Annotated in this window: 17 protein-coding genes; 11 read left to right on the forward strand and 6 right to left on the reverse strand. The window is 40.6% G+C overall.

Translation table 11 applies throughout. The annotated features are described in order from the left end of the window. Nucleotides 1-233: 233 nt before the first annotated feature. Nucleotides 234-1,937: a sensor histidine kinase gene (locus B9A18_RS13640; protein ID WP_084289882.1), complete on the forward strand. Its 1,704-nt coding sequence runs from the start codon at nt 234-236 to the stop codon at nt 1,935-1,937. Nucleotides 1,938-2,004: 67 nt separating this feature from the next. Continuing rightward, nucleotides 2,005-2,628, forward strand: a complete 624-nt coding sequence (locus B9A18_RS13645) for a GyrI-like domain-containing protein (RefSeq protein ID WP_084289883.1) — start codon at nt 2,005-2,007, stop codon at nt 2,626-2,628. A gap of 77 nt (nt 2,629-2,705) precedes the next feature. Here the strand turns inward: B9A18_RS13645 and B9A18_RS13650 are convergent, their stop codons facing one another. The 6 genes from B9A18_RS13650 to B9A18_RS13675 all read right to left on the reverse strand — a co-directional run bounded on the left by B9A18_RS13650 (nt 2,706) and on the right by B9A18_RS13675 (nt 9,833). Next, complete coding sequence (locus B9A18_RS13650) at nt 2,706-3,245, reverse strand: DUF4199 domain-containing protein (protein ID WP_084289884.1); 540 nt, start codon at nt 3,243-3,245, stop codon at nt 2,706-2,708. Between the two features lie 10 nt (nt 3,246-3,255). Beyond that, nucleotides 3,256-3,924 carry a hypothetical protein gene (locus B9A18_RS13655; protein WP_084289885.1) on the reverse strand — a complete coding sequence of 223 codons (669 nt, stop codon included), beginning with the start codon at nt 3,922-3,924 and terminating at the stop codon, nt 3,256-3,258. Further along, nucleotides 3,917-5,188 carry a dihydroorotase gene (locus B9A18_RS13660; protein ID WP_084289886.1) on the reverse strand — a complete coding sequence of 424 codons (1,272 nt, stop codon included), beginning with the start codon at nt 5,186-5,188 and terminating at the stop codon, nt 3,917-3,919. The genes B9A18_RS13655 and B9A18_RS13660 overlap by 8 nt, the downstream gene beginning before the upstream one ends. After that, entirely contained in the window at nt 5,185-7,233 is a 2,049-nt protein-coding gene (locus B9A18_RS13665) for a BatA domain-containing protein (protein ID WP_084289887.1), read from the reverse strand. Before B9A18_RS13665 ends, B9A18_RS13660 begins: the two co-directional genes overlap by 4 nt. 21 nt (nt 7,234-7,254) lie before the next feature. Beyond that, on the reverse strand, nt 7,255-8,832 hold the full coding sequence (locus tag B9A18_RS13670; protein WP_235005323.1) for a L,D-transpeptidase family protein: 1,578 nt from the start codon (nt 8,830-8,832) through the stop codon (nt 7,255-7,257). Nucleotides 8,833-8,894: 62 nt separating this feature from the next. Further along, complete coding sequence (locus tag B9A18_RS13675; RefSeq protein ID WP_084289889.1) at nt 8,895-9,833, reverse strand: peptidoglycan DD-metalloendopeptidase family protein; 939 nt, start codon at nt 9,831-9,833, stop codon at nt 8,895-8,897. Nucleotides 9,834-10,110: 277 nt separating this feature from the next. Between B9A18_RS13675 and hisG the strand changes: the two genes are divergently transcribed. The 9 genes from hisG to hisIE all read left to right on the forward strand — a co-directional run bounded on the left by hisG (nt 10,111) and on the right by hisIE (nt 17,777). Further along, nucleotides 10,111-10,962 (forward strand): ATP phosphoribosyltransferase, encoded by an 852-nt coding sequence (gene hisG / locus B9A18_RS13685; protein WP_084289891.1) that lies wholly within the window; start codon nt 10,111-10,113, stop codon nt 10,960-10,962. Nucleotides 10,963-11,053: 91 nt separating this feature from the next. Continuing rightward, nucleotides 11,054-12,346, forward strand: coding sequence for a histidinol dehydrogenase (hisD, locus tag B9A18_RS13690; protein ID WP_084289892.1), 1,293 nt, complete (start codon nt 11,054-11,056; stop codon nt 12,344-12,346). Nucleotides 12,347-12,364: 18 nt separating this feature from the next. Next, nucleotides 12,365-13,405 carry a histidinol-phosphate transaminase gene (hisC, locus tag B9A18_RS13695; RefSeq protein ID WP_084289893.1) on the forward strand — a complete coding sequence of 347 codons (1,041 nt, stop codon included), beginning with the start codon at nt 12,365-12,367 and terminating at the stop codon, nt 13,403-13,405. 38 nt (nt 13,406-13,443) lie between these two features. Beyond that, nucleotides 13,444-14,577 (forward strand): bifunctional histidinol-phosphatase/imidazoleglycerol-phosphate dehydratase HisB, encoded by a 1,134-nt coding sequence (gene hisB / locus B9A18_RS13700; protein WP_084289894.1) that lies wholly within the window; start codon nt 13,444-13,446, stop codon nt 14,575-14,577. Next, nucleotides 14,577-15,170: an imidazole glycerol phosphate synthase subunit HisH gene (gene hisH, locus B9A18_RS13705; RefSeq protein ID WP_084289895.1), complete on the forward strand. Its 594-nt coding sequence runs from the start codon at nt 14,577-14,579 to the stop codon at nt 15,168-15,170. The genes hisB and hisH overlap by 1 nt, the downstream gene beginning before the upstream one ends. A gap of 1 nt (nt 15,171) precedes the next feature. Continuing rightward, the gene (hisA, locus tag B9A18_RS13710; protein WP_084289896.1) at nt 15,172-15,921 is read left to right on the forward strand and encodes a 1-(5-phosphoribosyl)-5-[(5-phosphoribosylamino)methylideneamino]imidazole-4-carboxamide isomerase; all 750 of its coding nucleotides are present in this window, start codon (nt 15,172-15,174) and stop codon (nt 15,919-15,921) included. 3 nt (nt 15,922-15,924) lie between these two features. Then, nucleotides 15,925-16,680 (forward strand): imidazole glycerol phosphate synthase subunit HisF, encoded by a 756-nt coding sequence (gene hisF, locus B9A18_RS13715; RefSeq protein ID WP_084289897.1) that lies wholly within the window; start codon nt 15,925-15,927, stop codon nt 16,678-16,680. 3 nt (nt 16,681-16,683) lie between these two features. Further along, entirely contained in the window at nt 16,684-17,196 is a 513-nt protein-coding gene (locus B9A18_RS13720) for a GNAT family N-acetyltransferase (RefSeq protein WP_084289898.1), read from the forward strand. Further along, the gene (gene hisIE, locus B9A18_RS13725; protein WP_084289899.1) at nt 17,187-17,777 is read left to right on the forward strand and encodes a bifunctional phosphoribosyl-AMP cyclohydrolase/phosphoribosyl-ATP diphosphatase HisIE; all 591 of its coding nucleotides are present in this window, start codon (nt 17,187-17,189) and stop codon (nt 17,775-17,777) included. The genes B9A18_RS13720 and hisIE overlap by 10 nt, the downstream gene beginning before the upstream one ends. The last annotated feature ends 5 nt before the right edge of the window (nt 17,778-17,782 follow it).

Raw genomic sequence — 17,782 nt, forward strand, 5'->3', positions numbered from 1 at the left:
AAAATCCTGCAGTATTCTGTTTCAGCCAAACTCCCAACTTCGCTCTATGTTTTGCACCATACTGAGCTCCCTGCTTTTGCTCCCTACTTTTTACACCTTGCTTTTACGCCATGCTTGAAATAAAAATTAGTTTCTCCGAAGCGGCCTCAGGCGCTTTTGCTTTTTCAGCAAAAGATGCCAGACGCTGAGGAGAATACTTATTTTTATCCTTTTATCCTTACTTTTGCCCCTCAATGAAAGTCACTTATACTAAAGCCCTTGCCAGAAAAATACTGCTATCATTCCTGGCATTTGTTATTCTTTTGGCTATAGCAGCCTTTTTTGTCCGCAGTTCCATCACTAAAAAACTGGAAGACATATCCAAATTAGCCAGCAATGTAGAGCATCGTCTTAAGCCGGAACAAGCGCTTTTGTTACTTCATCAGGCGGAAGACGACTTTCAGGAATCCTTGTTGGACGTTAACGGGCCTAAAAGCATTGAGTATAAAATAAAACTTACTCAGGCCTTCAACAAAATAGATACCCTGTTAAAAACGAATACCGATACCACGCAGCTAACCACAGCGCAAGGCAACCAGGTAAGGGTATGGTATAAAAAGAAACTTGAATTATCTGATAGGTTGTTTCAGCTTAAACATAATTTCGACTCGCTTTTAACTGTCTACGCCGAGTTTAACAGCCAGGCTGATCAAAACCAGCAAATTGAAACCACTTCAAGCATTAATTCCCGCAAAAGGAAAGTTAACAGCAAAACAGATACCGTAAGGAACGATATATCCCAGGAGAAAAAGGGCCTCTTTGGCAGGTTAAAAGATGCCATTGCTAATAAAAACGGTACGACTAAGGGTATTGTAGAGATTAGACACAACAACAGTACAAACATTGCGGATATAACCACACAAAAGATTATTGCCCGCGATAGAACCAATAACGCAAAAAAGCTACAGCAACTGCAGCAGCATAACGTGAAAATGCTGGGTATGCAAAGGGAACTCATCTCGCTTAACACACACATCAGCAATGAGCTGGAACGTATTGTAAACGATTTAAAAGACCTCAATTATAAAATGGCTGAGGAGCTGAAAGGAATGGCCTTTAAAAACTATCAGGAAACTACTTCCCTGCTCAACAAGTTTTATCTGGCTGCATTGTTCCTGGTACTTCTTTTTGCAGTATTATTGATCATTTTCATTCTTCAGCTCAATAAATCAGAACAGCAACTGCTAAAAGAGAATGAAAGATCGGTGAATATTGCCCAGCAAAAGATGGAACTCCTCACCCACATGACCCATGAGATTAGAAATCCATTAACGGCCATCAAAGGCTTCCTTTATGTTTTTGCTAAAACCGACCTCAACCCGCGTCAAACAGAAATGCTTCAATCTATAAAAGGTTCGTCGGATATGTTGTTGCGTACTTTAAACGACACGCTGGACGCTGCTAAAATGGAAACGAGCGAACTTAAAATAGAAAACGACCCATTCAATCCATATACAACGGTAAACGAGGTAATCGAAAGCATGAGTTATAGCGCAACCAAAAAGAAACTGGCACTTAACTATAATTTTAACGGAGATCAGGCCGCAATTGTACTTGGAGATGGATTCCGCTTAAAACAGATAATGGTTAACCTTTTGAGCAATGCGATAAAGTATACTAACGAAGGTCAGGTAACCATCAATGCAGAGTTATCAAGTCAGGACGCCCGTTTGCAGATCGATGTTATAGATACAGGCATGGGTATTGGTGCAGACCAGCAAGCCAGTCTTTTCTCCCAGTATTACCAAACCAGCTCTTCAAAAGGTCAGGTGGGTACCGGACTAGGCTTATACATCTGTAAGCAACTGGTAGAAATGCAAAAAGGAAAAATCAGTGTAAAAAGTGAAAAGGGTATTGGAACAACCTTTAGTTTCTTTATCCCTTATCAGAAAAATTAAACACAAAAAAATAGACTGCCATAGGGTTGTCAGTAACTATCCTTTCTTTGGTTAAAACCTACAATCAATGGAAAAATTAGATCTTACAAAACAACACAAGGCGTATTACTCTGCAAAAAAACAGCCTCAACTTATCGAAATTGAAGCTGCTCAGTTCCTGTCGGTCACCGGCAAAGGCGATCCTTCCGAAAAACCATATATGGATAAGATTCAGGCGCTTTATGCTACTGCGTATACCATAAAGTTTTTAAATAAAGCGGCTGATAAAGATTTTGTAGTGGCCAAATTAGAGGGGCTATGGGAATTTGACGAAGAAAAATATCCCAATCTTTCTCTCACTGAAGCCCCTGCGAAAGTACCGCGGAGTGAATGGAAGTACCGCATGCTGATCAGGGTGCCCGAATATGTTACCCAAGAACAGGTAAATGCTTCAATCCGTCAGGTGATCGAAAAAAAGCAAATACATTTGGCAGCGGATGTTGAGTTGTACAACATGAATGAAGGAAAAGTAGTGCAGATGCTGCACACAGGTCCATTTGCCAATGAGCCTGAAACCCTTGGCCAGATGCATGAATTTATAAAGGCAAATGGTTTACAACGAAATGGCTTGCATCATGAAATTTACTTGTCAGACTTAAGGAGAACGCCGGCAGAAAAGCTAAAAACGATACTAAGGGAACCGGTAAAATAGTAAAAATAAAAAAGCCTTCTTTCTGCTTATAGAAAGAAGGCTAAAATATTAAATGAATCTTATTCAGATTACTCCGCTTAGCGAACCGGTGTTTCGTTCTTAATAACCAGAGCTCCGATTACGCTGGTAACCAAACCAAACAACGTATAAGTAATGGCAGCGCCAAAACCAATAAAAAATACCATGTATGATTTCATCATCTCTACGCCTTTAAGCTTGGTTTCATCGCCATTGGCAGCTTCACGGGCATTATCAATCAAACGCTCAAATGCAGCCGGATCCAGAACTTTATAATACAACATCAATACGACTGCAATAAACAATCCGGCATATGCTGCTACTTTAAAACCAGCAGAGAAAGCTGTTTTAAACGAGATAAAACCACCCAGATCTTTCTTGTAATTGGTTTGCACAAATACAATGGCCAAAATAAAAGGAAGGTAAGAAGCAATAGAGCTTATTGCCCTTTCGGCAACTGAACTATTCGGGTCATTTTGGTCGATACCAGCTACTTTAAAAATATAGATCAGCGCCAAAAAGTAAATTGAATAAATCAGCGCACTTTTAAAAGCCAGCGCATTCGGTGTATTTACCTTTACAACGGTTTCTTCTTGCATATCCAAAGTATTAGTTGTTAAATGCAGCGATCAGTGAATAAACAGCAATATCAAACTCCTTATTCGCACTGTAAGTTTCCAAATCTTTAATCACCTCTTCATTGGCCTTAGGCTGATTGAAGAAAACCATAAATGGTACAAACAGTTCTTCCATTTCTTCACCAAGTTCGATCATACCTGCGTGACTGCAAATATCTTCTACACTGCTCTCAGCCAATTGCTGATTAGTGATCAGGTCTTCATAAATATGGAATTCATCCTGGAACTCATCCTCTTCAACTAGTAAGAACTCTTTCAGGAAGTCATCCAGCTCAGGCTTGATCTTCTCGTCGTGACACTCGTTGATGTACAACAACAGGTTTAACAATTCTGTACCCCTATCAATGGTATCCTCTTCAATATCTGCCCATTCTTCTGAATCCAGATAATCCTCTTCCAGTTTCTTCACATCATTAGCAAAGAAGTTAATCATTAGCAAGTCAAAGAATACTTCCCTTAACTCATCAAAAGCAGGATGCTCATCAAATGCCCCATCAAACTCCTCTACCTTCTCTAAGAAACCAAGGTCTTTGCTAAAAACTTCAATCAAACTATCTTTAAGTTGAACAGAGTCTTTTCCAGATGCTACTGAAAACTTATCTAATGATGCGATTAACGCAGCTTTTACATGATTATCCATACGATTGTAATTGTTTGTTATTGTATACCAGTGTTACTTTACCGGTTAATTTTTTATTTAGTAATGGCGTATTTGCTGATTTTGAGAAGTTATTATCCGCATTATAGGTCCATTCCGCAGCTGGATTATAAATCGCAAAGTTAGCCTCAGCTCCTGTTTTAATTACCGGAACTGTGAGATTAAGCAGCCTACGTGGATTTATCGAAAGCTTTTCTGCAATCTGCCCGGCATCCAGTCCTGCTTTGATTAACAAAGGCAATACCGTTTGCAATGCAATGATACCATAAGAAGCAATTTCAAACTCCACATCTTTGAATTCAATTTCGTGCGGGCGATGTTGTGAACTGATGGCGTCGATAGTTCCGTCTTTTAAACCCGAAATCAGCGCCTTCACATCAGTTTTACCACGCAATGGAGGTTTCACCTTGTAATTGCTATCAAAATCGCTCAGGAGCTCTTCTGTAAACACTAAATGATGTGCTGCAACATCACAGGTAATTTTAACACCGTCCTTCTTAGCTTTTTTAATCAGTGCTACCGAACCGGCAGTAGAGATATTGCTGATATGTACAGGTGCATCATGATAAGTAGCTAAGAATATATCTCTGCTGATGTGCATTTCCTCTGCCAATGCTGGCAAACCTTTCATGCCTAGCAGCACGCTATTTTTACTTTCGTTGATCTGCGATTTACCGGCGATTGATTTGTTTTCAGGATAAACCATCAGCAAACCGTTTATTCCTTTTGCATATTGCAAAGCGCGACTCATAAAGCCATCATCCGTGATTGCTTTTGTACCATCCGAAAATGCTACTGCACCTGCTTGCTGCATATCGTACAATTCGGCAAGCTCTTTACCCTCCAGATCCTGACTTACAGCACCCACAGGTAGCACATCTACCAAATTACCTTTTGCTTTATTAATGATGTAAGCTACTTCCCCTTTAGAATGAACGACAGGTTTAGTATGTGGCAAAACTGCCAATCCTGTAAAACCACCTGCCGCAGCCGCAGCAGTAGCAGTGTAGATGTCTTCTTTAGTTTCGAATCCCGGATCTCCGATTGAGCAGTTCAAATCAAAGAAACCTGGTGAAAGCACCAAACCTGAACCATCAATAACGGTATCCCCATTTACTGCAGTCAAGACACCCAATTGAGTATCGATATCCGTTATTTTACCCTGCTCTATACGTAGATCACATTTTTGCTGGTTAAACTGACTGTTAGGATCGGCAATGGTTACGCCTGCGATGAGAAGATTCATGTTGTTTGTATATTTTTTGAATTATTAAAAAATCTGATCAATAGGATTTCAATAGCTAAGAAAACAACAGCCAAAATTAGGCAAAGTTTCCATAACTCGTTACTGTTATTTTTCAACGCTATGCCCATAGACAAGGCGTCCTTCTTAGCATCGTAAAAACCTATATTATCTTTGTTAAGCAAAGCTTTAATTTCATTTTCGGTGGCATAATGCATGTCCGACTCCGAGCGGTCGTCGTTAAAAGCAACAACAGATAAAACAGAATCCGCTTTCTTTAATTGATAAAAGCCTGATTTCTTTACCTGATCCGCTACATACAAAAGCGTTTTACCCGGTGTTTGTCTGACTTCAGGAATTACCTCAAACCCGTTGGATACTAATTTTAAAGATTGATTACCGGAAAGGTTGATTTTTGCACTTTCCAATACATTGTTTCTTCCAGTGATGTAATAAAATGGTTGTTCCTTATTACTGCCAAAAGCTACTTTAAACATTAAAGGCACAAATACCGGATGACGGGCGATGTTACCATCCTTAGCATCCAAAGAGCTTGCCGACAAATACACTTTGCCTGCGCCGATGTTATACCCCGCAAAAAGGAATCTGTTGAGGGGAAGTTTTAGAATGTTCTCCTTATTGCTTTTGTTTTGCTCTGCGTAACTAAAGTACCTGCTCACAACCGGCAAATCTATATTTTCTGGAACCTGCTCAAACACATCTTTAAAAACTGAGTTTTTCAAATCGATAGTGCTTGCGATGGAAGGCCCGGTTATCAGCTCCTGCACAGCAGGCAATGACAACCCGTTTAAGAAGGAAGAATAAAGATTCGTGTTTGCATCCAGATTAGGGAATACAACTACGGTCCCGCCGTTTTGTACATAAAGCTTTAATTGCTGAGCCAATCCCGATGATGGTTCTTTCAAACCATCCAATACGATCAGGCTATATTCAGGAAATGCCGAATACCTGATGTTCGATTCAGGCATTTCTGTAAGTTTAAAATAAGCATCTGCCGAAAAAAGTGAACGAATGTATCTTTCAGAAGGATTACCACTAATGCTCAATACCTTCAGATCCGGTTGCACTTTAAAAGTGAAATTCAGATTATCATCAAAAGTTAATGGGAAATCTTTGATCGCTAATGTTCCTTGCTTCCATCCGCCATTAAGACCGCTAAAGGACAGGGTGTCTTTTAAAATCTTCCCTGCCGGGATGCTCACATTACTAATTGCCTTTTGTTGTTTATTGATTGTCAGCTTTACCGGAATATCGCTAGCATCCTCATCACCGTAATTGTGCAGCTGTACCACAAACTGCTCCGCCTGATTGGGCAGATGAACAGGAGATAGACTCCAGATGCTATCTATCGAAATATTAGGTAAGCTGTTTGCGTTTAATTTTAGAAATGAATAGTTGAGGGCATTATTGGTTTTAACCGGTTGTGTACCCACAAAGCCTTTCTGAAAATCGGACAATAAATAGGCGACTTCATTAACATTGGTGGAAATGTCTGTCTCCAGTCTGTTCACTACCTGCTGCAAAGACCTTCCACTTGCCGAAATTTTAACATCATCCAGCAATCGCACAAATTCTTCCCTGTTAACCGCCCGCTGGTGCTTGCCTTCAAAATCATTCGTAACCAGTTTAAACTGATCAGTCATGGCATAAGCCCTGGCAATTTCCTTCGCCTTTCGCTTCGCCTCTTCCAGTAGGTTCCCCTCCTTATTCAGGCTTTCCATACTGTACGAATTATCGATATAGATACTGATCAGATTACGGTTTGAAGATTGATTATCGCTTCCCCAAGCGGGGATGAATGGCCTGGCAAAAGCCAATACCAAAAAGGTGACAGCCAATATCCGGCTAAACAGAACCAGTAAATGTTTTAATTTTTCTCTTGATGAGTTTTGCTCTTTAACGGCAGTCAGAAACTGCACATTACTGAAGTAAACCTTCTTAAATTTCCTGAAATTGAATAAGTGAATTGCAATAGGTATGGCTATTGCCAGCAGTGCAAAAAGAAAACCTGGGTATAGGAAATTCATTAAAAACCAAAGTTAGCACTTTTACATGAATTTCTTCATAGCTGCGTATAAAGTTTCATCCAAACCATAAACATCTGGTCTGAACTGTATCACCCCATTTTGCGACCATGCCGTGATGTAATTGATAATCAATGGCACTGGCTTCTTAGCCCCAAACCACTTAGGTTTTAACTTAAATACATTTAACGTATCCGTTTTTTTGGCCATTTTCTGCTTAAAGACTTCCATCTTCGTCGTGTCAATTGGCGCAAGGTTCACTTCCATCCTCAACTGATCGTATTGGTATTTATCTTTAACCATCATCTCGGCAAATTCAAGCGGGCGCTCTACCCTAACGCAACCATGACTAATAGCCCTGTTGCTAAGGGCAAATCCACTTTTATTATTGGTATCGTGCAGGTAAATACTAGAGCCATTGTCAAATATAAACTTGAACTTACCCAAGGCATTTCCTTCTCCTGAACTTTGCTTAAACTGATAAGGCAGCTTCTCCCTTGGATAGCGGCTCCATTGGATGGTATCCGGATCACCAACGAGCTTACCTTTATAATAAACCTTAATGTTGTTATTTGAAAGATAGTATGGATCTCTTACCGCCTGCCAGTAAATCTCATTTCTGGCGATGCTTACCGGAATATTCCATATTGGATTTACCTGTATAGAATTTAGCTTGCTGTAAAGTATTGGCGTTTCGTGGTTTTTAGGTTTATCATCCAGATTGCCTGATTTCGCATAGAGCTTTAATTTCTCCGCGTAATCTTTTTCTCTCGCCCCGCCCACACAAACCTTCATATGGCTCAAAGTGTCCTGCTTACTGAACCAGGTTAGGGAGAAATCAGGAATATTCACCTCAACATACTCATCGCCAAGCTCAGGTAGTTTCCACCTTAACCGCTCCATGTTCACTTTAATAGTTTTTAAAGCCTGCTCATCTCTATTCCCTTTTTTCTCCTGCCTCAGCATAGCTTTTTGCAAGGCAAGGTAATTTTCTGATTCGGGTTGAATAGCGACAAGGAGCTTTTCGAGATCTTTGGTTGCCAGCACGGCCGACATACTAGCACTATCCGGTCTTTTTACCGGCACATAGTATCTGGATAACAACTTACGAGGATTCAGACTACCGTAGTAAACAAAATTATTATACTTAATGAGGCTTTCCGCAGCATTCAGCTCCAGATCGGCAACAGCCTCGTAAACCTCATCAATGGTTTTAAATTTATTGGCCGACAACTGTTCAAGCAGTGCTTGAAGTTTTTTGTACTTAAACACTTCAGCATTAAAACCATGAAGCTCGCTCCTGCCTATGTAATTTTTAAGCGTATCTAATGCTCCACTGGTGAAGAATTTAGTAATCAGCCTCGGCTCATCATTAACACTTTGGTAATACGCTTTAATCGTATTTGGATTAGAAAAGTTACCGGCTAAAGAATCAACATACTTGTTAAAAATGATGTTGTACTCGGCTGTGTCGAATTTTTTATAAAGCTTATTATCGAAATGCTTGGCCAGGACCAAACCGATTTCAGGAGTCTCCTTAAACCAGTTACAGGCATTCAACAATAAACAAAGGGGGATCAGTAGAAGTAGGGTTCTTTTCAAAATGGCAATATTGATGCAAAAATAATGTTTATTTACAATTACAATGCCATGAATATGTCAACCTATTTTACGCCGTGCTTTTTCATCTCCTTTTTAGTCAGTTCCTTTTTAAAAACTTCTGCAGGCACCGAAGCGGTATATTCTTTTCTAGATTCAAGAATAGCATCCGCATTTTCTGCGGTGATAAAGTGCGGCGTTATAAAACCATATAAACTTTTAGAGTTCTGAAGCGTTCTGGAACGGTCGATTTCTTTTGATTTCAGGTAGGTCAGCATTAATGAGATATTATGTCCACTGTTTGAATTATTCTTGCTGTTTACCCCAAGGGCAGTACCAGGAAAAACAGTCTGACCAACCTCAACAACAAAACTACCTTTTTTAAATCCCCTATAAGTAGCAAGTGTACCATCAGCATGCTCAATAATCATATCATTGCTCTTACTGGTATAAGCCACGCCATCGGGAACATTATTTTCATGCAGGTCTTTGATATCTACCACAATCCCTTTTCTTACTGCAGTAACGGTATCTTCAACCTTTGTGTAGAAACGATAAGCCTTCCAATCGTCAGGTGTAGTGTTTCCAAAATACTTCGCACCTACAAATCCAGACTCAGACACCATAGCCTTAGCGCCTGCTTTATAAGGCAGGGTATAAATGAAATTTGCATCGTATTTAGGTTCGAACTTGCCTCGGATGTAGGTAGAAGCGTAAGAATAGCCAATCCCCTGCCCTGCATTTTGAGGTTTCATGGTAAGCAAGTTCCCTGAGTAGCCCCTAATCGTAATGTCCTGCTCGCTTGAAGCATCGGTATTGGTTAGCTCCCTGAATTTAAGGAGTACCGTATAAGTACCCGGGTCTTGCTTCTCGTAGGATAACTCTACACTTTTATCCGCATTTGTTTTAGAAGAGAAGTTAATAGGACTTTCCTGGGCACCTGCAGTTAATACACCAAGAGACAGAGAAAAGAACAGAGCTGTTAATTTTATTTTATTGATCATTGTGAAAGACATAAATCCAACGCAAAGTACACACATTTCCAATAAGATGCATAAAAATTGCATTTTATTTGGATTTGTAATTTCAATCCCTATATTTGCAGCTCCTCATAATGCTAGTCATTGTTGATAAGGAACTTAAGATAATATATGAAACACCTTTTGAACCATCATTTACATTTGCACCATCGCCTGTCGGCGATGTATATGTAATGTTTTGTACTTCAAAACTTGTTTCCGAAATATTTTCTTGTCCAATCAATAATTCTAAAAGCATACAGTGAAAACACTTAAAATAGCTATCCAGAAATCTGGTAGATTAAACGAAAAATCAGTAGAGATTCTTAAAAATTGCGGTTTATCATTTGAGAACTATAAAAGCTCATTAATATCAACTGTTACCAATTTCCCTTTAGAGATTCTTTTTCTAAGAGATGATGATATCCCGGAATACGTACAGGACGGAATTGCCGACCTGGGTATTGTTGGTGAAAACGTAATTGTTGAATCGGGTGCTGAAGTAACCTATCTGCAAAAACTGGGCTTTGGAAAATGTACCTTAAAAATTGCCATTCCTAACGAAAGTAAGATTACTGAAATTGCTCAGCTAGGTGGCAAAGCTATCGCTACCTCTTACCCGGTAATCCTCCAAAAATACCTTAAGGAAAATCATGTAGATGCTGAGGTTCGGACCATCTCCGGATCAGTTGAAATTGGTCCCGGACTTGGACTAAGCGATGCGATATGTGACATCGTTTCTACAGGCGGAACTTTAAAAAGTAACGGACTAAAACCTTTCGCAAAGGTGATGAAATCTGAAGCGATCCTGATCGGGAAAGCAGGTTCAGATTTGATACCTGAAGTTCAGGAATTACTGCAACGCATCCGCTCGGTACTGCGCGCAAAAGAAACAAAATATGTAGTACTGAACGTGGCAAAAGTTGACCTTAAAAAAATAGTGGATTTACTGCCGGGTGTAAAAAGTCCGACTGTCGTTCCGCTGTTTGATGAAGACTGGGTAGCCGTACATTCGGTAATTGCAGAGTACGACTTCTGGGAAAAAATCAACAGTCTAAAAGCTGCCGGTGCACAAGGAATTGTAGTGATGCCGATTGAAAAAATCATTGCTTAAAAAACTAATTTTTTAGTCATAAAATCGAATTTTCTGATTAAAAACACTCAAAACAAGCCTTAACTAATAGTTAAACTAAAAACATAAAACATTGAAACTCTATAGTTATAAAGATTTAACTAAACAGGAGATTGAATCAATCTGTTTACGACAACTCGAAGATGACATTACCATCAGAGAAAGGGTTAGCAGCATTGTCGACCAGGTTAAAACCCGGGGAGATCAGGCCTTATTTGATTATGCAGAGCAGTTTGATAAGGTTCAGCTTCAACAGCTTTTCATAGAGAAAGAAGAGATTTACAGTATTGCCGCAACGATACCCGCTGAGGCAAAAACAGCCACTGATACAGCTTACAGAAATATCAAAGCTTTCCACTCTGAACAGTCGCACCGGGAGAATAAAATAGAGACCATGCCAGGTGTAACCTGCTGGCGGGAGACCAGAGCTATTGAGCGTGTAGGCCTTTACATTCCGGGTGGAACTGCAGTTTTACCAAGTACGTTTTTAATGCTGGGTGTACCGGCTATGCTGGCGGGATGCAAGGAAATTGTGGTTTGCTCTCCTCCACAAAAAGACGGCAAGACCAATTGCTATCTGGCGTATTGCGCCAAGCTATTGGGTATTGAAAAAATATACCTGGTGGGTGGAGCACAAGCGGTAGCAGCAATGGCATACGGAACTGAGAGCGTACCTAAGGTAGACAAGGTTTTTGGACCAGGCAACAGGTATGTAACCCAGGCCAAGCAGTTGATCCAGTCGACAACCATGACTGCAATAGACATGCCGGCCGGTCCTTCGGAGGTTTTAGTGCTCGCAGACGACACTGCCAATTCGTCATACATCGCTTCCGACCTACTTGCACAAGCAGAACACGGAGTTGATAGTCAGACTATTTTAGTCGCCACCTCAAGTAAAATCATAGATGAGACTATTGCGCAAATCCAGATACAACTGGAGGCCTTACCCAGACAGGATATTGCCGCTCAAGCGATAAGTAACTCCTATGCAGTACTGGTAAACAGCCTGGAAGAAGGCATGGAATTCAGCAATATCTACGCCCCTGAACACCTGATTCTATCGACCGATAAGTTCGAACAACTTATTCCTCTGATCAGTAATGCCGGGTCGGTTTTCCTTGGGAACTTAACGCCAGAGAGTGCCGGTGATTACGCCTCAGGAACCAACCATACCTTGCCAACAAGCGGTTATGCAAAAGCATATTCGGGGGTATCATTGGATTCATTTGTGAAGAAAATCACCTTTCAACACATTAGCCCAAGGGGACTAAGAAGTATCGGAAATACAGTAGAAGTACTTGCTGAAGCTGAAGGACTAATTGCACACAAGAATGCAGTAAGCATTCGTTTAAAATCATTAGGTTAAAATCTAATCCTACTCAAGATGGATATTAATAAATTACAAAGAGAAAACATCAAAAACCTTCGCCCCTACTCTACCGCGAGGGACGAATATAAAGGACAAGCCAGCATATTTCTGGATGCCAACGAGAACAGTTATGGCTCACCGCTGGAAGAAAATTACAACCGCTACCCTGATCCGCTACAGCTGGATTTGAAAGATGCGATCAGCAAAATCAAGGGCGTACCAATCGAGAATACTTTCCTTGGAAATGGCAGCGACGAAGCCATAGATCTTTTGTTCAGGGCTTTTTGCGAACCGGGAAAAGACAACGTAATTATCCTTCCGCCAACCTATGGAATGTACGAGGTTTCGGCCAATATCAACAATGTTGAAATACGTAAAGTAAATCTGTTGCCAAGTTTCCAGTTAGACCTGGAAGGCATCGCTGAGGCTATTGATGAAAACACCAAACTGATCTTCATTTGCTCACCAAATAATCCTACCGGAAATTCAATTATCCGTACCGATATTGAGACTGTACTAGCCAACTTTAACGGGCTTGTGGTGATCGACGAGGCTTACATCAATTACGCTAAACAGCGGACTTTTATTAAAGAACTAACGGAATACCCGAACCTAGTTGTACTGCAAACTTTCTCAAAAGCATGGGGACTGGCAGCGCTTCGTTTAGGAATGGCCTTTGCCGCCCGCCCTGTAATTGATGTACTGAATAAAGTTAAACCTCCATACAACATCAACCAGGCGACACAAGACATCGCGTTAAAAGCACTACAGAATATTGAGCAGGTAAACGAATGGATAAAAATTACGGTCGCAGAAAGGGAAAACTTAAGTAAAGAACTCGCTACGCTACCAATAGTGAAAAAGGTATATCCATCAGATGCAAACTTCATACTAGTTGAGGTAGAAAATGCGTTAAGTACGTATAACTCATTGGTAGATGAAGGTATCATCATCAGAGATCGCTCTAAGGTAACCCTGTGCGAAGGATGTCTGCGCATCACGGTGGGAACCCCAGAAGAAAATGTAACACTCTTAGACGCGCTCAAACGTCCTTAAACGCGCTCAAACCTTCAACAAACCCAATAGACCAAAACATGAAGAAAGTATTATTTATTGATAGAGACGGAACCCTCATTATTGAACCGGAAGATGAGCAGATAGACTCATTTGCCAAACTGGTGTTTTACCCAAAAGCACTGCATTACCTTTCGAAAATCGCAAAGGAGTTGGACTACGAGCTGGTTATGGTGACCAACCAGGATGGATTAGGAACAGATTCGCACCCTGAAATACACTTCTGGCCTGTGCACAACTTCATTATGCAGACTTTTGAAAATGAGGATGTGGTTTTTAATGAAGTCATCATCGACAAAACTTTTGCACATCAGAATGCCCCTACCCGCAAACCCAATACAGGTTTATTGCAGCATTTTTTTGATGGAAGCTACGACCTTAAAAACTCTTTTGTTATTGGCGATCGCATCAACGATGTGATTCTGGCTAAAAACTTAGGTGCTAAAGCCATCTGGTTAAATAACAACGAAGCCTTAGGGGCACATGAATTTGAGCAAAAGGTTGGCGAACTAGGCAGTTATATCGCCCTGCAAACACAATACTGGGTAGATATCTATACCATGCTAAAAGCCGGAACGAGAACTGTAAAACACGAACGCAATACCAACGAAACGAAGATCAGCATTGATATCGATCTGGACGGAACAGGGAGAGCAGACATCCACACAGGCTTGAATTTCTTTGATCATATGCTGGATCAAATTGCCCGTCACGGTAGCATTGACCTAAAAATTAAAACGGTTGGCGACCTGCATATTGACGAGCACCACACCATTGAAGACACAGGAATTGCCTTAGGAGAAGCTTTTGCAAAGGCAATTGGCAACAAACTTGGCCTTGAACGCTACGGTTTCTGCTTACCTATGGACGACTGCCTGGCTCAGGTAGCAATCGATTTTGGTGGCCGTGCATGGATTGTTTGGGATGCCGATTTTAAACGCGAAAAAGTAGGCGACATGCCAACAGAGATGTTTTATCACTTTTTTAAATCCTTTAGCGATGCCGCAAAATGCAACCTAAACATTAAGGCTGAAGGAGATAACGAACATCACAAAATTGAAGCTATATTTAAAGCTTTTGCGAAAGCAATAAAAATGGCGATTAAACGCGACCCGGATAAGTTAGTCTTACCAAGTACCAAAGGCATATTGTAATGATTGGAATTGTAAATTATGGGGCAGGTAATATCTTTTCGCTGACTTCAGCTTTGGAAAGGTTAAACATCCCTTTTGGAATGGTGAATACAGAGGCAGACCTGGACAAATACACCCATATTATCATCCCTGGTGTAGGACATGCCGGTACTGCAATGCAAAAACTGGAGCAAACCGGATTGGTAGGCCCCATTAAAGCATTAAAGAAACCAGTCCTGGGTATATGCGTTGGCATGCAACTGCTCACCGAACATTCGGAAGAGGGAAATGCCAACCTAATGGGCATTGTGCCCGTACAAACAAGGTTATTCAATAAGGATCAAGGGATTAAAATCCCGCATATGGGCTGGAACAACATCAGTCATAAAAACAATTTGTTATTTGAAGGTGTTGAGACTGATACACAGTTTTATTTCGTCCATTCGTACTTTATTGAATATAACCCTACTTTTGATATAGCGACTGCAAACTATGGGATGCCATTTTCGGCAGCAGTACAAAAAGATAATTTTTACGGCGTACAGTTCCACCCAGAGAAATCTGGCACCGCCGGAGAGCGTTTATTAAAGAATTTTTCAAACTTAAAACTATAAAATGTACATTATTCCTGCAATTGATATTTTAGATGGAAAGGTTGTCCGATTAACCGAAGGCAACTACAATCAGAAAACAGTTTATGACGTTTCCATCGCTGAAATGATAGAGACCTATCGGTCTAATGGTACAGAATTCATACATATTATTGATCTGAATGGTGCTAAAGGAGATTTTAGTAACCAGGCTTCCTTATTTGAAGTCATCAAAAAGACCGATATGAAGGTTCAGTATGGTGGTGGTATCCGTACCATAAAGCAAGTTACCGACTTATTGGATGCTGGCATTCAACGCGTAATTGTGGGCACACAAGCCATTACCAATCCTGATTTTTTACAAGAACTAAGTACAGAAGTAGGCAAGAAATACGATTACGCTAACCGTATTGTTATTGCTATTGACGTACTGGACGAAGTAATTAAATACTCTGGATGGATGGAAAGTTCACCAATCAAATTGATGGACTATGTTGATAAATGTCTGCAATTAGGCTTTTTCCGGTTCTTGTGTACCGACATCAATAAAGATGGTAAACTAGGCGGCGCTGCAATGGACCTATACAGAAAACTACTGGAGCACTCTCCATTTATTAAACTGATCGCTTCTGGCGGTGTAAGTTCAATGGCTGATATTGAAGAACTGGCTACCCTTGACATCCGCTCGGTAGTGGTAGGTAAAGCTATTTATGAAAACAGGATAACCATTGAAGAGATTAAAGAATGGAACCTCAAGCAAATGACCTCTCTTTAACATATGCTGAGTAAACGTATTATCCCTTGTCTGGATGTTAAAGATGGACGTACCGTTAAAGGCGTAAACTTTGTAGACCTGAAAGATGCCGGTGATCCGGTAGAACTGGCCTGGCAATATGCTCAACAAGGTGCCGATGAACTGGTTTTCCTGGACATTACAGCTACACACGAACGCAGAGGTACAACCATCGAGATGGTAAAATCTGTTGCCCGTCAGCTCAATATTCCTTTCACCATAGGTGGAGGTATTACCTCTATCGCCGATGCTGAAGCACTGCTTAACTCAGGCGCTGATAAGATCAGCATCAATTCCGCAGCTGTAAGAAACCCCCAATTAATTGAGGATCTGGCTAAGGCCTTTGGAGTGCAGTTTGTAGTGCTTGCGGTAGATACCAAACTGGTTGAAGGCCGCAATATGGTGCACTTAAATGGTGGCAGGTTAATTACCGAACTGGAAACGGAAGATTGGATCCTTAGGGCTGAAAGTCTTGGTGCCGGCGAAATCCTGCTTACCTCTATGGATCATGATGGCACTAAAAACGGTTTCGATTGCTTACTACTGGATAAGGTGGCCCGTTCTATCAACATTCCTGTTATTGCCTCTGGCGGTGCAGGTAAAGTAGAGCACTTTACGGAAGTATTTTTGCAAACAGGCGTTGATGCAGCACTGGCCGCCTCGGTTTTCCACTTCGGTGAGATCCCTATCCCTCTTTTAAAGGAAGAATTAAAAAAACACAACATACCAGTAAGATTATAATCGATGGAAATAGCATTATCATCTGAAAGGCTTTATTTAAAGCAAATGAATGTTGCTGATGCGCAGAACATGTTCATTTTAAACAGTGACCCTGAAGTAATTCAATATACAGGTGATGTGATGTTTACGAGTGTTGAGGATGCGCTTAACCTGATTAACAACTACGATCAGTATGAAAAATATAAAATGGGCCGTTTGAGTCTGTTTGATAAGGTTAGTGGTGAATATATCGGCTGGTGCGGATTGAAATACCTGGAAGATCGTAATCAGGTTGATATTGGTTATCGTTTGCTAAAAAAACATTGGGGCAAAGGTTACGCTACTGAAGCAGCACGGGTGTGTTTAGATTATGGCTTTAACACGCTAAATTTAAAAGAAATAATCGCCACCGCTATGCTGGAGAATCCAGCTTCAATAAATATATTCAGAAAGCTGGGAATGAAATACGACATTGAAGAGCCCTGTGGTGGTAAACCCGGGGTCATTTACAAGATCAAAAAATCAGAATGGAAATAGATTTCGAAAAAACACAGGGTTTAGTTCCTGTAATTATACAGGATGAGCAAACCCTGGAGGTTTTAATGCTGGGTTATATGAACCAGGAAGCATGGGACAAAACACAGGTCGAAGGTAAAGTTACCTTCTTTTCTCGCACTAAAAACCGCCTGTGGACTAAAGGCGAGGAAAGCGGCAACTTCCTATTTGTAAAGGAAACACATATTGACTGTGATAACGACACAATATTAATAAAAGCTTCACCAGTTGGTCCAACATGCCATACAGGCTCCCGTAGCTGCTTTAAAACGAATTACAATCAGAACTTCATTTTTGAACTGGAGCAGATCATTAAAGACAGATACGAAAATCCTTCCGATGAGTCGTATGTAAACACACTGCGCAAGAAAGGGCTAAATAAAATAGCACAGAAAGTTGGTGAGGAAGGCGTTGAAACGGTAATTGCGGCTTTAGCAGAAACTGACACTGATTTTATAAATGAGAGCTCAGATCTGATTTTTCATTTGTTAGTTTTGCTGAGAGAAAAAGGCAAGACTTTAGCAGATATAGGCTTGAATTTAGAAGGCCGACACAAGAAATAAGATTT

The sequence above is a fragment of the Pedobacter nyackensis genome, assembly GCF_900176505.1.
Taxonomy (GTDB): Bacteria; Bacteroidota; Bacteroidia; order Sphingobacteriales; family Sphingobacteriaceae; genus Pedobacter; species Pedobacter nyackensis.